Below are 17,206 nucleotides of genomic sequence, written 5' to 3' on the forward strand. Positions count from 1 at the left end.
AACAAAAAAGAAAATTTTAAAAGTTTATGGAATTAAAAAGAGTAGTTGTAACCGGTTTTGGCGCAATAACACCGATTGGAAATAATGCAAAAGAATACTGGGAAAATCTTCTTAAAGGTGAGAGCGGTGCTGCTCCGATTACTCTTTTTGATGCCACAAACTTTAAAACTAAGTTCGCTTGCGAAGTAAAAGGTTTCGATCCGCTGCAGCATTTCGATAAGAAGGAAGCAAAGAAAATGGACCGAAATACTCAGCTTGGGCTAGTAGCTGCAAGAGAAGCGGTAGCACACTCCAGAATTATGGAAGACAATGTTGATAAAAACAGAGTCGGTGTAATTTGGGGTTCCGGTATTGGAGGTTTAGAGACTTTCGAGACTGAGGTTTTAGGATGGGCGAATACGGAAATTCCAAGATTCAACCCTTTCTTTATTCCTAAAATGATCGCGGATATCACTCCCGGACATATTTCAATTGAGTACGGTTTTCACGGGCCGAATTATACTACGGTATCTGCCTGTGCATCTTCAGCCAATGCTTTAATTGATTCCAAGATGATTATCCAACTAGGAAAAGCAGACGTTATTGTATGCGGAGGCTCTGAAGCAGCCGTTACAGCAAGTGGTGTCGGTGGATTTAATGCGATGATGGCACTTTCTACAAGAAATGATGACCCTACCACCGCTTCAAGACCTTTTGATAAAGACAGAGATGGCTTTGTTTTGGGAGAAGGAGCAGGAACGATTATCCTTGAAGAATATGAGCATGCGGTAAAACGTGGTGCTACCATTTATGCAGAATTATTAGGTGGCGGTATGAGTGCAGATGCACACCATATGACTGCCCCGCATCCTGAAGGCTTAGGCGCTTATCTGGTAATGAAAAACTGTTTGGAAGACGCAGGCTTAACTGCTGATGAAGTAGACCATATCAACATGCATGGTACCTCTACTCCATTAGGAGATATTGCAGAATCCAACGCAATTTCGAAATTATTAGGCGAGCACGCTTTTGATATTCAGATCAATTCTACAAAATCAATGACCGGTCACCTTCTGGGTGCAGCTGGAGTTATTGAAGCTATCGCTGCATTAGGAACTATTATTCATGGTATTGTTCCGCCTACCATCAACCATTTTACTGATGATGAAAACATTGACAGCAGACTGAATTTCACATTCACTAATGCTGTGAAGAAAGATGTAAAAGTAGCCATGAGCAATACTTTTGGATTTGGCGGGCACAACGCTTGCGTTCTATTTAAGAAAATCTAAATTCAATGAATGGAGTTACAGAAATACTTTTCTAAATTCCTTCTCAGACAAAGAAAAAGAAAATTAACGGAGAGAGACTATTTCCTCAGTACCGAGCTGAAAAAAATGCTGGGCGCGGAGGTTCAGAATGTAGCTCTTTACCGGGAAGCTTTTTCTTTAAAAAGTTCTTCTAAAAATCAAGACAGTAATTACGAACGACTTGAATTTTTGGGAGATTCTGTTTTGGGTACAATTATTTCCTGTCATCTGTTCCAGACTTATCCTCAGGCCAACGAAGGATATCTCACACAGATGAAATCTAAAATTGTTAATAGGAAGAATCTTAATAAATTAGGTGAAGACCTGAAGCTTATTGATCTTTTGCAAAAGCAGGGATCCGCAGCATTGGGCGAAAATATTTCCGGAAATTTATTTGAGGCACTTATTGGTGCCGTTTATCTGGACTTCCAGTATGACGCCTGCAAAAGGATCATTCTGGAAAGATTACTTACGCCTACTGAAATTAATAAGCTTGAAAATAAAATTGTAAGCTACAAAGGTCTTCTGCTTGAATGGAGCCAGAAGAAAAAAGTAAATATAAAATACGAAACCTGCGAAGAAGTTCAGGCTAATAAAGCAGTCGTCTTCAGGTGCCACGTCTGGCTGGGAGAAGAAAAAATTGCTAATGCGACGGAAACTTCCAAAAAGAAAGCAGAAGAAAAGGCAGCCCAGAGAGCATTTTATATTTTAAACAAAAAAGAAAACATACTTGGAAATCCAAAAACTTTATGATCTAGACGATATAGAATTTGAAGATATTGCCATAGGATTGGTAAGATTAGCAAAAGATGTACCTGCTCATGAGTTTTTCTACAAGATTAATCAAATCAACGGCCTCACCTTTTCCCGAAAAAAAGACGTGATCATTCACGGGGCTTATTACGACTATTATTTTCCAAGATTTGAGGCTTATCATAAGTTTACGAAAACGTGTTTTACGTTCATTTCAAACCGGTCTTCGGAAAGTAAGCAAAAAAAACTGCAGACCGAGCTCTTCACAGAAGAAGAAAACATTAAATTTTTATTAAATAATCAGGTAGATGTGGAATATATTCTGCATACATCGGAACAAATTCCTGATTTTTCCGTAATTTTGCTCCCGGAAAATCTTGTATTTCCGATACAAGACTATACACTGAGTTCTGAAGAGGAACTTTATCAAATTATCCAGTATTATGAATAAGTATTTAAAGAAGACAAAAATTATTGCAACACTAGGGCCTGCTTCATCATCGAAGGAGGTAATGTTAGGACTAATGAAAGCGGGTGTTGATATTTTCAGAATAAATTTTTCACATGCAGACTACGACTTAGTTCGAAATAATATTGAAATTATCAGAGAGCTTAATAAGGAATACGGCTATTCTATAGGAATCTTAGGAGACCTTCAGGGCCCGAAACTGAGAGTGGGCGTTGTAAAAGAAGGTTCTTACCTGAATCCCGGAGATATCCTTACCTTTACAAATGAGAAAATAGAAGGAGATTCTACTAAGGTTTACATGACCTACCAACAGTTTCCTCAGGATGTAAAAGTTGGGGAAAAAATCCTTATTGATGACGGAAAACTGATGTTGGAAGTTATTGAAACCAACGAAATAGATACGGTAAAAGCAAAGACGATCCAAGGGGGACCTTTAAGTTCCAAGAAAGGGGTCAACCTGCCAAACACTAATGTATCTCTTCCAGCTCTTACGGAAAAAGACGTTCAGGATGCCAATTTTATGCTTGACATGGAGGTTGACTGGATCGCCCTTTCTTTCGTACGTCACGCACAGGATATCATTGACCTTAAAAAACTGATCGACAGCCATCCGAACGGAAAATTCAAAACACCGATCATTGCTAAGATTGAAAAGCCCGAAGGCGTTAAAAATATTGACGAAATTCTATTGGAATGTGACGGACTGATGGTTGCTCGTGGTGACCTTGGTGTGGAAGTTCCGATGGAAGAAGTTCCAGCAATCCAGAAAACTTTGGTAGAGAAGGCAAGATTCTATTCGAAGCCGGTGATTATCGCTACGCAGATGATGGAAACCATGATCAACAGCCTTACGCCTACAAGAGCGGAAGTAAATGACGTTGCCAACTCTGTATTGGACGGTGCTGATGCTGTAATGCTTTCAGGAGAAACTTCTGTAGGTAGATATCCGATTCAGGTCGTTGAAAACATGACGAAGATTGTAAAGAATATCGAGACCACTCATTTTTACCAACATAAAAATGAGCCAATGGAAAAAGATTACAACTGCATCGACGAAAGGTTCATCACGAACAGAGTATGTCTTGCAGCCGTAAGAATTGCTAAAACGACTAACGTTTCTGCAATCGTTACATTGACGCACTCAGGATACACAGCATTCCAGCTTGCTGCTCACAGACCGAATTCTCAAATCATTGTATACAGTGGAAACAGAAGGGTGATCACTATGCTTAACCTTCTTTGGGGCGTTCATGCTTACTATTATGATATGAAAAAGTCTACGGATGAGACAATCATTCAGGTGAATATGCTGACTCACAACCATGGGTATATCGAAAGCGGAGATTTTGTTATCAATATCAACGCTACTCCATCTTACGAAGGCGGAAAAACGAATACACTGAGACTGACCACTGTATAAAGCAATAAGCAATAAGCAATAAGCAATAAGCAATAAGCAATAAGCAATAAGCAATAAGCAATAAGCAATAAGCAATAAGCAATAAGCAATAAGCAAAATTACTTTTTGACGAGCATACAAAAAAATCCCGGAAATAGATCTTTCCGGGATTTTTTATATTCATAACCATAGGCTTACATCATACTTTGTACAACTAGTTCCCCACGATCGTTCTTGCTGTTACAAACTCTTTTAAAGCCAATAAAGACAACTCCGTTCCATATCCTGAACCCTTGCTTCCACCAAATGGAAAACGCGGATCAGAACTCGTCATTCTGTTGATATTCACCGTTCCTGATTCCAGGTTTTCGATAAAAAATAACTGACGGTCTGCTTTTTTCGTCCAAACGGAGTTGGAAAGTCCAAAAGGAATATCATTCGCCATTTGTAAAGCTTCTTCATCACTTTTAGCAATCATTACCATTCCAAGAGGTCCAAAAAGTTCTTCTTTTAAAATAGGATTTCCTTCCTGAACGCGAATTAAACCGGGTTTAAATTCATTTTCAGAAATTCTTTCCAAAGGAATAATAATTTCAGCACCGTTTTCCAGTGCCCGGTTGAACTGAGCTTCCAACTCATCAGCCAGGTCCGGTCTTGCCATTCCTGCTAATTTAGTTTCCTTATTTAAAGGATCTCCAATTTCATATGTTTTGTATTCTTCAATGAATTTCGGTAAAAATTTATCTTCAATTTTTTCGTCAATAATAAATCTTTTAGCGGCAGTACAGGTTTGTCCGCAATTCTGAAGTCTGGATTTTGCGCCTGCTTTTGCTGCTGCATCTAAATCTGCATCATCGAAAATAATGAAAGCATCACTTCCACCTAATTCCAGTAAAGATTTTTTGATATTTAAACCAGCGATTGAAGCTACTTCTCCACCGGCTTTTCCGCTACCTGTAAGACTCACTCCTTTTACAGCATCGTGCTCAAGAATTTCTTTTACAGCCTGATGCCCTACTTCCAGATTCTGGAAAACACCTTCCGGAAAACCTGCTTCAAGGAATATTTGTTCAATAGCATTTCCACTTCCGAAACAGATGGAAGCATGTTTCAGAACTACTGTATTTCCAGCTAAAATCGCTGGTGTAGCGAACCTCAGTACCTGCCAGAAAGGAAAATTCCATGGCATTACTCCTAAAATTACACCTTTCGGAACGTAATGAACTTCAGAATAAGAAAATTCAGATTCAACTTTTTCGGGTCTTAAAACATTTTCGGCATCTGCATAATAATTCATCATTAATGCACATTTTTCCACCTCAGCAATCGACTCTGAAATAGGTTTATTCATTTCAGTGGTGATGATCCTGCCGAATTTTTCCGAATTAGTTTTTAAAATTTCTGCCGCTTTTGCAATCAGCTTCTGCTTCTGTTCAAACGGTACTTTTCTCCATTCTGAAAATGTCTTATCTGCTTTAATAAGCTTATTTTCAATTAACTGTTCCATAATCTAATTTCTGTTTTAAATTCAAAAATGAATTTATTAATGCCTTTATTCTAAAAAGCACCGTGAAAGTAACAAATTTTGTTCCTTTAAGGCTAAATAAAGGAATGATTTTCTCTATCGAAATAATATAATTTTATCCTCAGATCATAAACCATTCATTCACAAGACACGCAGCAAGCCTTGCCGTTCTTTCCTGAATATCAAGGGAAGGATTCACTTCTGCAGCATCCAGTGCTATGAGTTTTTTACTTTTTAAAATATGCCTGTACAAATGCATAAAAGGCGTATCTGCAAAGATACCATTATATGCGGAAGCAGAAACTCCCGGGGCGATGGATGCATTGAAAACATCCATACAGATCGTAAGATAGATAAAATCCACACTTTCCGTAAGCTCATCGATGCGTTGATAAATCGAAGGAAGATTTTCGAAAAAGAGTTCGTCTGCAAGAATGTATTTCATTCCATACTGATGGGCTGTATCAAAGAGTTTCAGAGTATTTGAATTTCTCTGAATCCCTATATGCAGTGAGTTGATCTGCCCTTCCTGAGCAATCTGCCAGAAACCGGTACCTGAGCTTGGCCCTACTCCTTCTTCAGGCTGTCTGTTATCAAAATGAGCATCGATATTGATAATGCCGATCTTTTGCTCAGGAAAAGCTGTTTTTACGCCTAAATAATGGGCATACGTTACTTCATGACCTCCGCCTAAAACAAGTGATTTCCCACCTTTCAGCAATACTTTGGATACATTTTTAGCAAGACTGTTCTGGGCACTTTCGAGATCCCCGTCTTCACAGGTTACATTGCCGAAATCCAGAAGGGAAAAATCCGGACGGATCACCGGGAAGTTAGACATGTTTTTTCGGATGACATCCGGAGCATCTTTTGATCCCTGACGGCCTTTATTTCGTCTTACCCCTTCATCTACGGCAAAACCGTGCAGAACAAAATCATCTGCCGCAATTTGGTCGTAATTATGTTCTTCTTTAACTCTCTGAAATATTTTGTGGAAAAGAAGTTCTTCTCCGTCTAATCTGCCTTTCCAAGTGTCCTGAAACATAGAATTTAAATTAAATTTTTAATGACATCGTTTTATATGGTAAATCTAAATAATATTGTTTAGATATTAAAACTCACTTGTATTCAATTTCAGCAGCGTTCCATGACATCCGTCATTCCATGAAAATGTGCTTTTTCAGGTTACTCTTTTCCCTGATTGGCATTACTGCTGATGAACATTTCATTGCGCTCTTCTGAAACAATTTCCAGAAATCTCTCATAATGCTTGAGGACATCGGAAATCAGTTCATTCTTTGTAAAATACTGAACGTCATACCCTTCTCTTCCATCGCCAAAATAGGATCTCGGATAGTGGGTTTTCTTATCATCCAGATCGGGAAGGTTTTCTTCATTGATCATGTATTCAGAAACGGTTTTCACTCTGTTTTCGACTCCATAGATGAAATTATTGACGACTCCCTGATGGATTTCTATTTCTGTTCTGACAGGACTTTCGTAATGGTTTATTTTCGCTTCAATTCCATTCGCTGCAAACTCCTGCTGGAGATCTGTAAAGGCTTCTTTTGTTTTAACCTGAATAAAATGATCTACTGAGGAATTATCTTTAAAGGAAACGATATTTTTTAAACGTTCTTTCCAAAATTCACCTGACCAGGGAACGGTGGAAGCAGAAAAATTAGTATCATAATATTTCTGGTCAATAATCAATCCCTTCATCAGGCTGACTATAAATAAGAGGACGATGATTGAAAAAGGTAATGCCGTAATTAAAGTCATGCTTTGAAGTGCTTTTAATCCTCCAGCATTTAACAGTAAAAGGGAAAGCACGGCAAGTAAAATACCCCAGAATACGATCTGCCATTTCGGAGATTTAGTGGAATTTTTAGTAGCAATGCTGTTCATGACAAATATTCCGGAATCGGCGGAGGTTACAAAGAAAATAATAATGATGGCAATAACAAAAAATCCGGTCAGGGTTGATAAAGGCATATATTCTAAAAACCGGAACATCAGTGCATCAGGATCGGATGCCAGTTGGCTTAATTTTCCGTTGGCTACATTTAAATCGAACCAGATGGCACTGTTTCCAAACACAGACATCCAGATAAAATTGAATAATGTAGGGAGTACCAAAACTGCCAGAATAAATTCCCTGATGGTACGTCCTTTTGAAATTCGTGCGATAAACAATCCTACATAAGGCGACCATGAAATCCACCACGCCCAGTATAAAATAGTCCAGTCATAGAACCATGGCAATGCATTCTTTTCGTAAACATGGGTATTGAAAGTAAGATTGAAAAAATTATTGATATAGTTTCCTAATCCATCTGTAAAACTTCCTATCAGATAGACCGTCGGGCCTAATATCAGTACAAAAAGTAAGAGGACAATGACACTCATTACATTAATGTTACTTAAGATCTTTACGCCTTTATCCACTCCGCTGATCGCTGAAAAAACAGAAAGGGAAGTAAGGCTGATCACAATAATCACCTGATTGGTAAAACTGTTTTCCGCAGTGATGTGGAGTATATTTAATCCTGAACTGATCTGTACGACACCAAATCCTAAAGTAGTGGTCAATCCGAAGAAAGTACAGCACAGTGCAAATACATCAATCGCATTTCCCCATTTGCCGTTAATTTTATCTTTCAGCAACGGATAAAAACAGCTTCGTAAAGAAAGTGGCAATCTGTAACGATATGCAAAATATGATAAGGAAAGTCCTACCACACCATAAATCGCCCAGGCATGAATTCCCCAGTGGAAGAAAGTATATAATTGCGCCTGCTTGGCTCTGCTCACGTAATGATTATCGGAAAAAACTTCGGAAGAATAGTGCTGCATAGGTTCTGCTACACTGAAATAAATCAGCCCGATTCCCATTCCTGCCGCAAACAACATTGAAATCCAGGAAAAAAAGGAATACTCTGGTTTGCTGTCGTTAGCGCCCAGCTTTATGTTCGCATATTTACTGAATAAGAGGTAGACCAAAAAGATCACAAACAAAGTGACCGCCCAGACATACACCCAGTTCAGATTAACAAATATGAATTGTTTAATCTCGTTTAAGATATTTTCCGTCGGTTTAGGATATAAAGCCGAAAGAAAACACGTTCCGATAATAAAAATGAGACTTGGAATAGTAACACCTTTGTTGAAAGTAGACTTTAGATTTTTAAATTTCATCACCTCTATTTTTTCGTATTTTAATATTGACAGACACCCGGCATAGCCCTGGCTGAAGTACTCAAAGAATAATATGACTGCTTTATTTTCCTTATCAAGGAGTGTACTTAAGAACTATAGAAAGTTACTGTTTTCTTCGAAGACTGAACAGTAACGGGGGCACAATATAAGGAAACTTATATAAAAAAATAAAAATCAGGGCTGCTATTCCGGCTCATTCGTGTGCCCTGATGTGCTAAAAATCTGCTTTAATTGACGTTATAGTGTTCAAAACTTTGCCAGTATTTATCCTTATAAATTTCGAGTGAAATGGTATACTGAGGATTTTCTTTGATGATCTGGTCAAAAACTTTTGAGGGCTGTCTGAAGTCTTTGCTGGCAAAATAAATGCTTTTACAGCTGTCTGCCGTTTCTCTCCCGATGTACAGATGGCCATTTTCAGGAGTCAGAACTTCTACTGCATAATCTTCGATGATGTTCATGGTATTGTAATCTTTTTCTTCCGGGAAACCATCATTCCTGTTTCCGTCGTAAGAAATTTTCAGCACTGAGATCCATGGATACGAAGCTTTTGCATTGTATTTCAGTAAAGAGGCATTCACGGTGGCCATAAGCGGCATTCCGTTTTCCAAAGTGGCTTCAAGAAGAGAAAACTGGTCTTCACTTTCCAGCTTCATATCTTTATACTTTTCCGTAAATTCCCTTTCTCTCCAGAGAAGAAATTCTTTTAACTTTTCTATCGGAATTAGTTCCTGTTCGGCTTCATGTTTACCAATTACACTAAAAGTATCAATTTGGGTGGCAAAATTCAGCTCACCTAAGAAATTATCCAGAAAAATACAGATTCCTGTTGTGGCTGCACCTCTGTTTTCCTCGTTCAGGTCACTATAGACGAAGGCTAGATCGATCTCATCTGGATAGCCGTCTATTTCATTGGAGTAAAAGTAGATATTGTCTTTCGTGAACTCGCAGTCATTCATCCGGATTCCTACGTTTTCAATATCAGTTTCAGGCTTAAGGGCGGTTATTTTCCAGCAATCCATCTTCGGAGCTGCGGCGACAAGTTCCTCCGCAAAAACCATTTTTTTAATCTCGCCTTCTACGGTAATGATAAGCTCTGCCGTATGGTCATCAGACATTCCTGAGAGGAAATAATATCCCTCATGTATTTTGGAAAGCTCCGGAGCCATCATATCAAAAAACTGGTTTTCAATATGTTCTCTCTTTTTAACAACTTCAAAAAATGTTTTCTCTTGGGTCAGAAACCAATCCCAAAACTCTTTATACGTTCTGCTTTCTTTTTCCGGCTGCCTTTTACCCAGAATCTTATCAAAAATCCCCATATTCTATTGAATTTGAGTTCCACCGATATACACATGTTCTGCGTTCAGTCTTCCCTGATTGTACAGAACATTCTGGAAATTATCAGTTTTAAAAGTTACAAAATCTGCCTTTTTACCGGTTTCCAGTTTTCCTATATCTTCAAGACCTAATGCATAGGCAGCACGGAAAGTCATTCCGGCCAACACCTCAGCGGTCGTTAATTTTTCAAATGTTGCCAAAATGGAAGCCTGGGTAATTAAATTTCCCATCGGTGCAGATCCGGGATTCCAGTCACTGGCAATGGCGACAATCGCTCCGGCATCAAGTAATTTTCTGGCAGGAGTAAATTTCTCCCCTAATCCTAAGCTTGCTCCCGGAAGTGCTGTAGCCACAGTATCTGACTGTGCCAGAAACTCAATATCTTCATCAATGGTTGCTTCCAGATGGTCTGCAGATTTTGCTCCTACTTCCACAGCAATTCTTGAACTTCCCGGTGTAAACTGGTCCGCATGAACCGTAGTATCGAAACCTAAATCTTTAGTTTTAAGAAGGAAATCTTTACTTTCTTCCGGTTGGAACGCAGACTTCTCGATAAAGATATCTACACGCTGGGCCAGGCCTTCTTCTTTTACTTTGGGTAAAATTTCGGTAAGGATATAATTTAAATATTCTGTATTGCTACCTTCAAAATCTCTTGGCTTCAGGTGCGCGGAAAGACACGTAGGGACTAATTTAGCTTTTGTATGCTCCTGTGCTTTTTTTATTATTCTGAGCATTTTCAGCTCGTTTTCCACGTCTAATCCGTAGCCGCTTTTTATTTCAATCGTCGTAATTCCCAATGATACCAGGAAACCGATTCTTTCCAATAAAGTTCTTAATAATTCTTCTTCGGAAGCATTTCTGGTATGCTGTACGGAACTCCAGATTCCACCGCCGCTTTCTGCAATTTCAAGATAGGTTTTCCCTGCATTACGCATCGCAAAATCATTCGCACGGTTTCCTCCAAAACAGATATGGGTGTGAGCATCTACAAACCCGGGAAGTACAATCTGCTCTCCTTCAATGGTTTCAGTCTCTATATTTTGGTTTTCAGATTTCAGTGCTTCGAAATTTCCGATGTTTTGAATTTTACCATCATTCACTACAATTCCTCCGTCCGTAATAACTTGTAATTGTTCATCAGATAATTTCCCTCTTAATGGAAGGTCTGCTAATGTTACAATCTGCTTAAAGGGTCCTATTAACTTCATTGATCTAAGATTAAGCTACCGCTTGTTTATAATTAATTTACTCTCAAAAATACTTAAAATATATTAATCCTCTAAATCCAAGTTAGCCTTTACCTCAACCTCAGCCTCTATCTCAGCCTTTTTCTATCCCTGAAATTTCACAGTCTAAACCTCAACCTTAGTCTAAATTTGTTATCTTTGAGGTAAATGAAATGAATTAATGCCAGATTTTTTACATCCAGATAAGGAAAACTACTCGCATGAAGAGCTTATGCAGGAGGAGCAGATCCGTCCTCAGAGTTTTAAGGACTTTGCTGGGCAGAGAAAAACTTTGGAAAACCTTGAGGTTTTTGTAAGTGCTGCCAAAAGACGTGGTGGTGCCCTTGATCATGTTCTTCTTCATGGTCCGCCGGGTCTGGGGAAAACCACTTTGGCCAATATTATAGCCAATGAACTTGGCGTAGGCTGTAAGATCACTTCCGGTCCTGTTCTTGACAAACCTGGAAGTTTAGCCGGTTTACTGACGAATCTGGAGGAAAATGACGTTCTTTTTATTGATGAGATCCACCGTCTGTCTCCTATTGTGGAGGAATATCTGTATTCTGCTATGGAGGATTATAAGATAGATATTATGCTGGAAACCGGCCCTAATGCAAGAAGCGTTCAAATTGGACTAAATCCTTTTACTCTGGTGGGAGCTACCACAAGAAGTGGAATGCTGACCAAGCCGATGCTGGCCAGATTCGGGATTCAAAGCAGGCTTGAATATTATTCGGTTGAGCTTTTATCAATGATTATCCAGAGAAGTGCAAGAGTTTTGGGAAGTAAGATTTATGAAGATGCTGCTATAGAAATAGCGAGAAGAAGCCGTGGAACTCCCAGAATTGCGAATGCTCTGCTAAGAAGGGTACGTGATTTCGCTGAGATCAAAGGGAACGGAGAAATAGAGATCAATATTACAAAATATGCCTTGAATTCTCTTAATGTGGATGAATTTGGTTTAGATGAAATGGATAATAAAATCATGCGTGTCATGATTGAAAACTTCAAAGGAAAACCGGTAGGAATTTCCGCGCTGGCGACTTCAATTGCTGAAAATCCTGAAACTCTGGAAGAGGTTTACGAACCGTTTCTGATTCAGGAGGGATTCATTATCAGAACACCAAGAGGAAGAGAAGTGACCGATAAAGCCTATAAGCATTTAAATATAGCCATACCGAGAAATCCGGGAGAATTATTTTAACAATCTATGTTTATTCCAAAGTTATACAGAAGTGAAGATCATAATCTGATGAAAGAAATCATCAGAGACAATGCGTTTGCCTTACTTATTTCTTCGGTTGAAAAAATACGAGCAACTCATTCCATGATGATGCTTAACGAAGATGATCCTGGGAATATGTATGTGGAAACTCATATTTCAAGGGCCAATCCTCAGGCAAAAACGTTAAAGGACGGAGACGAAGTGCTCTGCGATTTTCTGGGAGCTCATGCCTATATTTCGAGCAGCTGGTATGATCATATCAATGTTTCGACATGGAATTATGAAGCGGTACAGATCTGTGGAAAAGTGCAGCTAATGAATGATGATGAGCTGTATAAACATCTTGAAAAATTAACGTCAAAATATGAAAATTTCCAGAAATGTCCGATAATGGTCAAAGATATGGGACGTGAATTTGTGGAAAAGGAAATGAAGGGCGCTTTCGGACTGAAAATATTTCCGAAAGAAATATCCATCAAACAGAAACTTTCTCAAAACAGAAAGGATTATGATTTTCAAAATATCATTTCGGAGCTGGAACATTCGGATGAGAACGGAAGAAAGATCGCTGAAAAGATGAAATTAATAAAAAAATAATAATCAAAAATATATATGAAGCTATATCCAATACAATGTGGAAAATTTAAACTGGATGGCGGTGCCATGTTTGGAGTCGTCCCAAAGAGTTTGTGGGAAAAAACGAATCCTGCAGACGAAAAAAACCTGATTGAACTGGGAACAAGATCCCTACTTATAGAAGACGGCAAGAAACTGATTCTTGTGGACTGCGGTCTTGGCAATAAACAAGATGATAAATTCTTCGGGCATTATTCGCTTTGGGGAGATGACAGTCTTGATAAAAACTTAAAGAAATTCGGCTTCGTAAGAGAAGATATTACAGATGTCTTCTTTACGCACCTTCACTTTGACCACTGTGGTGGCGCTATTGAATGGAATGATGACAGAACCGGATATAGACCGGCTTTTAAAAATGCACAGTTCTGGACGAATGAAAACCACTGGAAATGGGCTACAGAACCTAATCCAAGGGAGAAAGCAAGTTTCCTGAAGGAGAATATTCTTCCGATACAGGAAAGTGGACAGCTTAATTTCCTACCTCTTCCTACAACAGGCAACTACGGATTTGCTCCTGATCTGAAAATGGATGTAATCTTTGTGGACGGACATACAGAAAAACAAATGCTTCCTGTGATCCAGTACCAGGAAAAAACGATTGTTTTCGCAGCAGACCTTATTCCTACTGCAGGACACATCAACCAGGTTTATGTCATGGGGTATGATACAAGACCTCTTCTTACGATGGAAGAGAAAGGAAAATTCCTGAAACAGTGCGTAGATAATGAATATTTATTGTTTTTTGAGCACGATGCCCATAATGAACTGGCGAGTCTTAAAATGACTGAAAAAGGAGTGAGATTGGACGAGATTCACAGTTTTAATGATGTTTTTGGATATTAATTTTTAATTATGGAAGAATTACATTCAGAGACCCAGAAAGCAGAACCGGAACCGTCACCCAAGATCATCGGGCTTACCGGTGGTATAGGTTCAGGAAAGACTACCGTGGCCCATTTCATTGAAGAGTTCGGGTTCCCGGTTTATTATTCCGATGACAGGGCAAAATCCATCGTGAATGAGAATGAAGACTTAAAGATCAGAATCAAAGAACTTCTTGGCGAGGAAGCTTATGATGCCAATGGGCTTTATGACAGAAAATTTGTCGCAGAAAAGGTTTTCAACAATAAGGAACAGCTGCACGAATTAAATGAAATCATACACCCCGCTGTAAGAATCGATTTTGAAGAATGGCTGAAAAAACAGACGAAATATTTAGTCTTTAAAGAAACAGCACTGTTGTTTGAATTAAAGCTGAACAGGCAATGCTACAAATCCCTTCTCGTTACTGCAGAAGATAATATCAGAACAAAAAGAGTGATGGACAGGGACGGAAAAACCTACCGTGAAGTAGAAACTATCATGGAAAAGCAAATGCCCGAAAAGGATAAAATCAAAATGGCAGACTGCATTATTTACAACAATACCAATCTGGAGGATCTCAAGGAACAGACCGAACGGATTATCTTCAGTATTGAATAAAAAAAGCCTCGTCAGACATAATTCTGACGAGGCTTTTAATAATATCTGGGAAGGTGAACCTTACTCACCTATTCCTTAAAAATAAGAGATTTCATGTTTCTGATAATAACAAAAAGACTGTTCGATAAGGACAGTCTTTTTGTTTATTAAAATGTAAGGTTTATCTTTTGATAAATTTCCCCTGAATCGAATTTCCCTGATCCTGAATATCGATTACATATACTCCCCCGACTAACTGGCTCACATCAAGTTTATTATTTAACAAGATCCCGCTTGCGATCAGTTTACCTGCATGATAAAGCTTGTAGTGAGCACTTTTACTGATATTCTTGACATTCAACACGGTGCTTACCGGATTTGGATAAAATAGAAAATCATTCTGATTAACCGGATTAAATACTCCGTTTTTAAAGATCCTCACTTTATAGTCTTCCACTTCCCCTTCCGCAAAGTTCGTACATGTTACAGGAATATCATTTCTTTTCATCGCAACTCTCATGACCACATATTTATCATCAGTCATACTTACAAATGCATTGGCCGGGACACTAAATGTTCCTTTAGTAGGGGTTACATTGTTTAGACCTGAAACCAATATTCTTTCATCAATACCAAATTCGCCGTCCCTGTTGAAATCTATCCATACTGCAATTCCTTCATTATGATTTGTACCTGTCCATTTTTTCTCTATGGTGATCTCATTACCAGAAGAGCCCTGAACCAGCTCTATAGCTGTCTTCGGAATTCCTGTATAATCCGTATAGACTGATGCAGCTGATGAATTTTCCATAAGAGGTCTGCCAACCGGTTTCACGGTAACTTTTGCAATGTGCTCTCCAGCTGAACTTCCTGACACCATACCACAGTACTGTACTGTAGGCGTGGTAAAAAAGTACAGAGGTGTAAAGCTGCCAGGTGTGCCGTTACAGATATTAGCCACCTGAAGTTCATATTTAGTAAGCTCTATCAGGCCTGTTAATGTATAAATATTATTAGGCATCTGAATTTCTGTCCAGCTTGGAATCCCTACTTTCCTATACCTCAAAATATAAGTGGCCCCTGGGAAAGGATCCCATGTGATTTGTGCTGATGCAGGTAGAAGCTGAAGAATCATAAGGCCTGAAGGAGGCAAATCACAGGTTCTTTCCGTCGTAAATACTTTTGGAGTTGAGTACGTTTCGGGAGGACACTGGCTTGTTATCTGAACTTCATAGGTTTTGCCGGCAGCAAGACCTGAAAGATTAAAGGTATTTGCAGGAGGTACCGGTAAATTGACAAAGTTCCATGGGGTGGTTCCCACTTCTCTCCATCTCATCTTATATGTGAGGTTTGCCGCTACCGGTGACCAGGCTATTAAAGCTGAATTGGCTGTAATATTACTTACCGTGACATTCGGAGGTGCGGGATTACATTTTGTAGTAAATTCATTATGAGAATAGGTTCCTGTAATACCATTACACACTACAGCTATTTCTATTTCGTATAAAGTATCCGGTGATAAGTTCGTTAGGTTAATAGTATTTGTGGCTGCCGGAGGTAATGCTGGTGGTTGATTTGTAGCACTCCATGCCGCTGTACCCACAGCTCTGTATCTGATCTGATAAGAATCAGCTCCATTATCGAGGGGCCAGGTTACAGAAGCTGAATTAAACGTAATGCTATTGATTGCTACTACAGGTGTAGTTGTACTGCATATTTTTGTAGTAAAGCCGGGACCCGGGACCCAGGCACTCTTATTTGTTGGGCCGCATAAAGAACGTACCCACCAAAAGTAGGATGTGTTTACCGCCAGTTGTGATACGGTGACAGAAACATTATTTGAAGTTCCTGTAGCAGCTGTTCCGTTATTAGGAGCATTATTTACGTTTGAAAGATAGTATTCATACCCATTGGCCGGTGCCTGAATGGGAGCAGTCCAGCTAAGGTTGGCGGTAGTGGGTGTAACTGCGGCTACAGATAGTCCGGTAGGAGGAATACAGGACGTAATCAGTATATTATCTACGGTAGCTGGTGGCTGGGTCCCACCGCTGGCATTATTCGTCCATTCAAAAACCAAACGTGTATTAGTTCCAGCAAAAGTACTTAAATTCACATTCGTATTAATATAAGTCTGCCAGGTACTCTGTCCATTATAATCATTCCCTACTTTTATTCTTCCTGCTGCCGGGGTAATCTGCACTCCCGCCGCTGGAGTATAGTTCGTAGGAACAAGCCAGATTCTTAGATAGTCCTGAGCATTCTCCCCTGCAGCTCTCCAATCGAAGGATACGCTGCAAACTGCCGTTCCTGCAGGAATACTGATATCCCTGTGGGCATGAACAACACTGGCAGCCGTTACAGAATAATTATTAGCAGTTACACCCGTATTGGATATATAAATAGCTCTGGGTGGATTTCCTGCTGCAGTCCCGTACAACCATTTATTAGTTTGGGTTCCATTTACAAAAGTAAAATTACCATTATTGGTTGTAAAACTCTCGTTATATGGAAAAGGTGAGGTTGTTGGAATACATGCACTTGTTATAAAACCAATAAGGACAAGGAGTAATAACCTTGGTAAAAAAGAGTAATTTCTAGTCATAGCTTTTTCTATATAAGTTGTGAATTATCCAATTCATTTTTTGATCTGTGGATGTGTA

The 17,206-nt window shown here is 39.1% G+C and carries 14 protein-coding genes; 8 read left to right on the forward strand and 6 right to left on the reverse strand.

Going from position 1 to position 17,206, the window contains the following annotated elements:
• Window positions 1–26: 26 nt before the first annotated feature.
• Genes fabF through pyk form a run of 4 tightly spaced genes read left to right on the forward strand, consistent with a single transcriptional unit; the run spans window position 27 to window position 3,931 of the window.
• Window positions 27–1,271, forward strand: coding sequence for a beta-ketoacyl-ACP synthase II (fabF, locus tag LC419_RS06445; RefSeq protein WP_223606567.1), 1,245 nt, complete (start codon window positions 27–29; stop codon window positions 1,269–1,271).
• A gap of 9 nt (window positions 1,272–1,280) precedes the next feature.
• Window positions 1,281–2,042, forward strand: a complete 762-nt coding sequence (gene rnc, locus LC419_RS06450; protein ID WP_223606568.1) for a ribonuclease III — start codon at window positions 1,281–1,283, stop codon at window positions 2,040–2,042.
• The gene (locus LC419_RS06455; protein ID WP_034723356.1) at window positions 2,020–2,493 is read left to right on the forward strand and encodes an IPExxxVDY family protein; all 474 of its coding nucleotides are present in this window, start codon (window positions 2,020–2,022) and stop codon (window positions 2,491–2,493) included. The genes rnc and LC419_RS06455 overlap by 23 nt, the downstream gene beginning before the upstream one ends.
• Window positions 2,486–3,931, forward strand: a complete 1,446-nt coding sequence (gene pyk, locus LC419_RS06460) for a pyruvate kinase (protein ID WP_223606569.1) — start codon at window positions 2,486–2,488, stop codon at window positions 3,929–3,931. The genes LC419_RS06455 and pyk overlap by 8 nt, the downstream gene beginning before the upstream one ends.
• Before the next feature lie 193 nt (window positions 3,932–4,124).
• Here pyk and LC419_RS06465 read toward each other — a convergent pair whose 3' ends face one another.
• The 5 genes from LC419_RS06465 to hutI form a co-directional block, all read right to left on the reverse strand.
• Entirely contained in the window at window positions 4,125–5,417 is a 1,293-nt protein-coding gene (locus tag LC419_RS06465) for an aldehyde dehydrogenase family protein (protein WP_223606570.1), read from the reverse strand.
• A gap of 139 nt (window positions 5,418–5,556) precedes the next feature.
• Window positions 5,557–6,480, reverse strand: coding sequence for a formimidoylglutamase (gene hutG / locus LC419_RS06470; protein ID WP_223606571.1), 924 nt, complete (start codon window positions 6,478–6,480; stop codon window positions 5,557–5,559).
• Between the two features lie 140 nt (window positions 6,481–6,620).
• A complete protein-coding gene (locus tag LC419_RS06475; RefSeq protein ID WP_223606572.1) occupies window positions 6,621–8,633 on the reverse strand; it encodes a BCCT family transporter in 2,013 nt (670 codons plus the stop codon).
• 248 nt (window positions 8,634–8,881) lie between these two features.
• Window positions 8,882–9,976: a DUF695 domain-containing protein gene (locus tag LC419_RS06480; RefSeq protein WP_223606574.1), complete on the reverse strand. Its 1,095-nt coding sequence runs from the start codon at window positions 9,974–9,976 to the stop codon at window positions 8,882–8,884.
• 3 nt (window positions 9,977–9,979) lie between these two features.
• Window positions 9,980–11,206: an imidazolonepropionase gene (hutI, locus tag LC419_RS06485; RefSeq protein WP_223606575.1), complete on the reverse strand. Its 1,227-nt coding sequence runs from the start codon at window positions 11,204–11,206 to the stop codon at window positions 9,980–9,982.
• 199 nt (window positions 11,207–11,405) lie between these two features.
• Between hutI and ruvB the strand changes: the two genes are divergently transcribed.
• From ruvB to coaE, 4 genes are read left to right on the forward strand one after another with little or no spacing between them, the layout of a single operon-like run.
• Window positions 11,406–12,428, forward strand: a complete 1,023-nt coding sequence (gene ruvB / locus LC419_RS06490) for a Holliday junction branch migration DNA helicase RuvB (RefSeq protein WP_223606576.1) — start codon at window positions 11,406–11,408, stop codon at window positions 12,426–12,428.
• 6 nt (window positions 12,429–12,434) lie between these two features.
• Entirely contained in the window at window positions 12,435–13,046 is a 612-nt protein-coding gene (locus LC419_RS06495; protein WP_223606577.1) for an FMN-binding negative transcriptional regulator, read from the forward strand.
• A gap of 15 nt (window positions 13,047–13,061) precedes the next feature.
• Window positions 13,062–13,928, forward strand: a complete 867-nt coding sequence (locus LC419_RS06500) for an MBL fold metallo-hydrolase (protein WP_223606578.1) — start codon at window positions 13,062–13,064, stop codon at window positions 13,926–13,928.
• Window positions 13,929–13,937: 9 nt separating this feature from the next.
• On the forward strand, window positions 13,938–14,567 hold the full coding sequence (gene coaE / locus LC419_RS06505) for a dephospho-CoA kinase (RefSeq protein WP_223606579.1): 630 nt from the start codon (window positions 13,938–13,940) through the stop codon (window positions 14,565–14,567).
• Between the two features lie 160 nt (window positions 14,568–14,727).
• Here the strand turns inward: coaE and LC419_RS06510 are convergent, their stop codons facing one another.
• On the reverse strand, window positions 14,728–17,148 hold the full coding sequence (locus LC419_RS06510) for a fibronectin type III domain-containing protein (protein WP_223606580.1): 2,421 nt from the start codon (window positions 17,146–17,148) through the stop codon (window positions 14,728–14,730).
• Between the last annotated feature and the right edge of the window lie 58 nt (window positions 17,149–17,206).

The sequence above is a fragment of the Chryseobacterium sp. OSA05B genome, assembly GCF_019970065.1.
Taxonomy (GTDB): Bacteria; Bacteroidota; Bacteroidia; order Flavobacteriales; family Weeksellaceae; genus Chryseobacterium.

Bases quoted from the DNA above. Each gene is read 5' to 3' on its own strand.
- fabF (WP_223606567.1), top strand. From the start codon at position 27: ATGGAATTAAAAAGAGTAGTTGTAACCGGTTTTGGCGCAATAACACCG.
- rnc (WP_223606568.1), top strand. From the start codon at position 1,281: ATGGAGTTACAGAAATACTTTTCTAAATTCCTTCTCAGACAAAGAAAA.
- pyk (WP_223606569.1), top strand. From the start codon at position 2,486: ATGAATAAGTATTTAAAGAAGACAAAAATTATTGCAACACTAGGGCCT.
- LC419_RS06465 (WP_223606570.1), bottom strand. From the start codon at position 5,417: ATGGAACAGTTAATTGAAAATAAGCTTATTAAAGCAGATAAGACATTT.
- hutG (WP_223606571.1), bottom strand. From the start codon at position 6,480: ATGTTTCAGGACACTTGGAAAGGCAGATTAGACGGAGAAGAACTTCTT.
- LC419_RS06475 (WP_223606572.1), bottom strand. From the start codon at position 8,633: ATGAAATTTAAAAATCTAAAGTCTACTTTCAACAAAGGTGTTACTATT.
- LC419_RS06480 (WP_223606574.1), bottom strand. From the start codon at position 9,976: ATGGGGATTTTTGATAAGATTCTGGGTAAAAGGCAGCCGGAAAAAGAA.
- hutI (WP_223606575.1), bottom strand. From the start codon at position 11,206: ATGAAGTTAATAGGACCCTTTAAGCAGATTGTAACATTAGCAGACCTT.
- ruvB (WP_223606576.1), top strand. From the start codon at position 11,406: ATGCCAGATTTTTTACATCCAGATAAGGAAAACTACTCGCATGAAGAG.
- LC419_RS06495 (WP_223606577.1), top strand. From the start codon at position 12,435: ATGTTTATTCCAAAGTTATACAGAAGTGAAGATCATAATCTGATGAAA.
- LC419_RS06500 (WP_223606578.1), top strand. From the start codon at position 13,062: ATGAAGCTATATCCAATACAATGTGGAAAATTTAAACTGGATGGCGGT.
- coaE (WP_223606579.1), top strand. From the start codon at position 13,938: ATGGAAGAATTACATTCAGAGACCCAGAAAGCAGAACCGGAACCGTCA.
- LC419_RS06510 (WP_223606580.1), bottom strand. From the start codon at position 17,148: ATGACTAGAAATTACTCTTTTTTACCAAGGTTATTACTCCTTGTCCTT.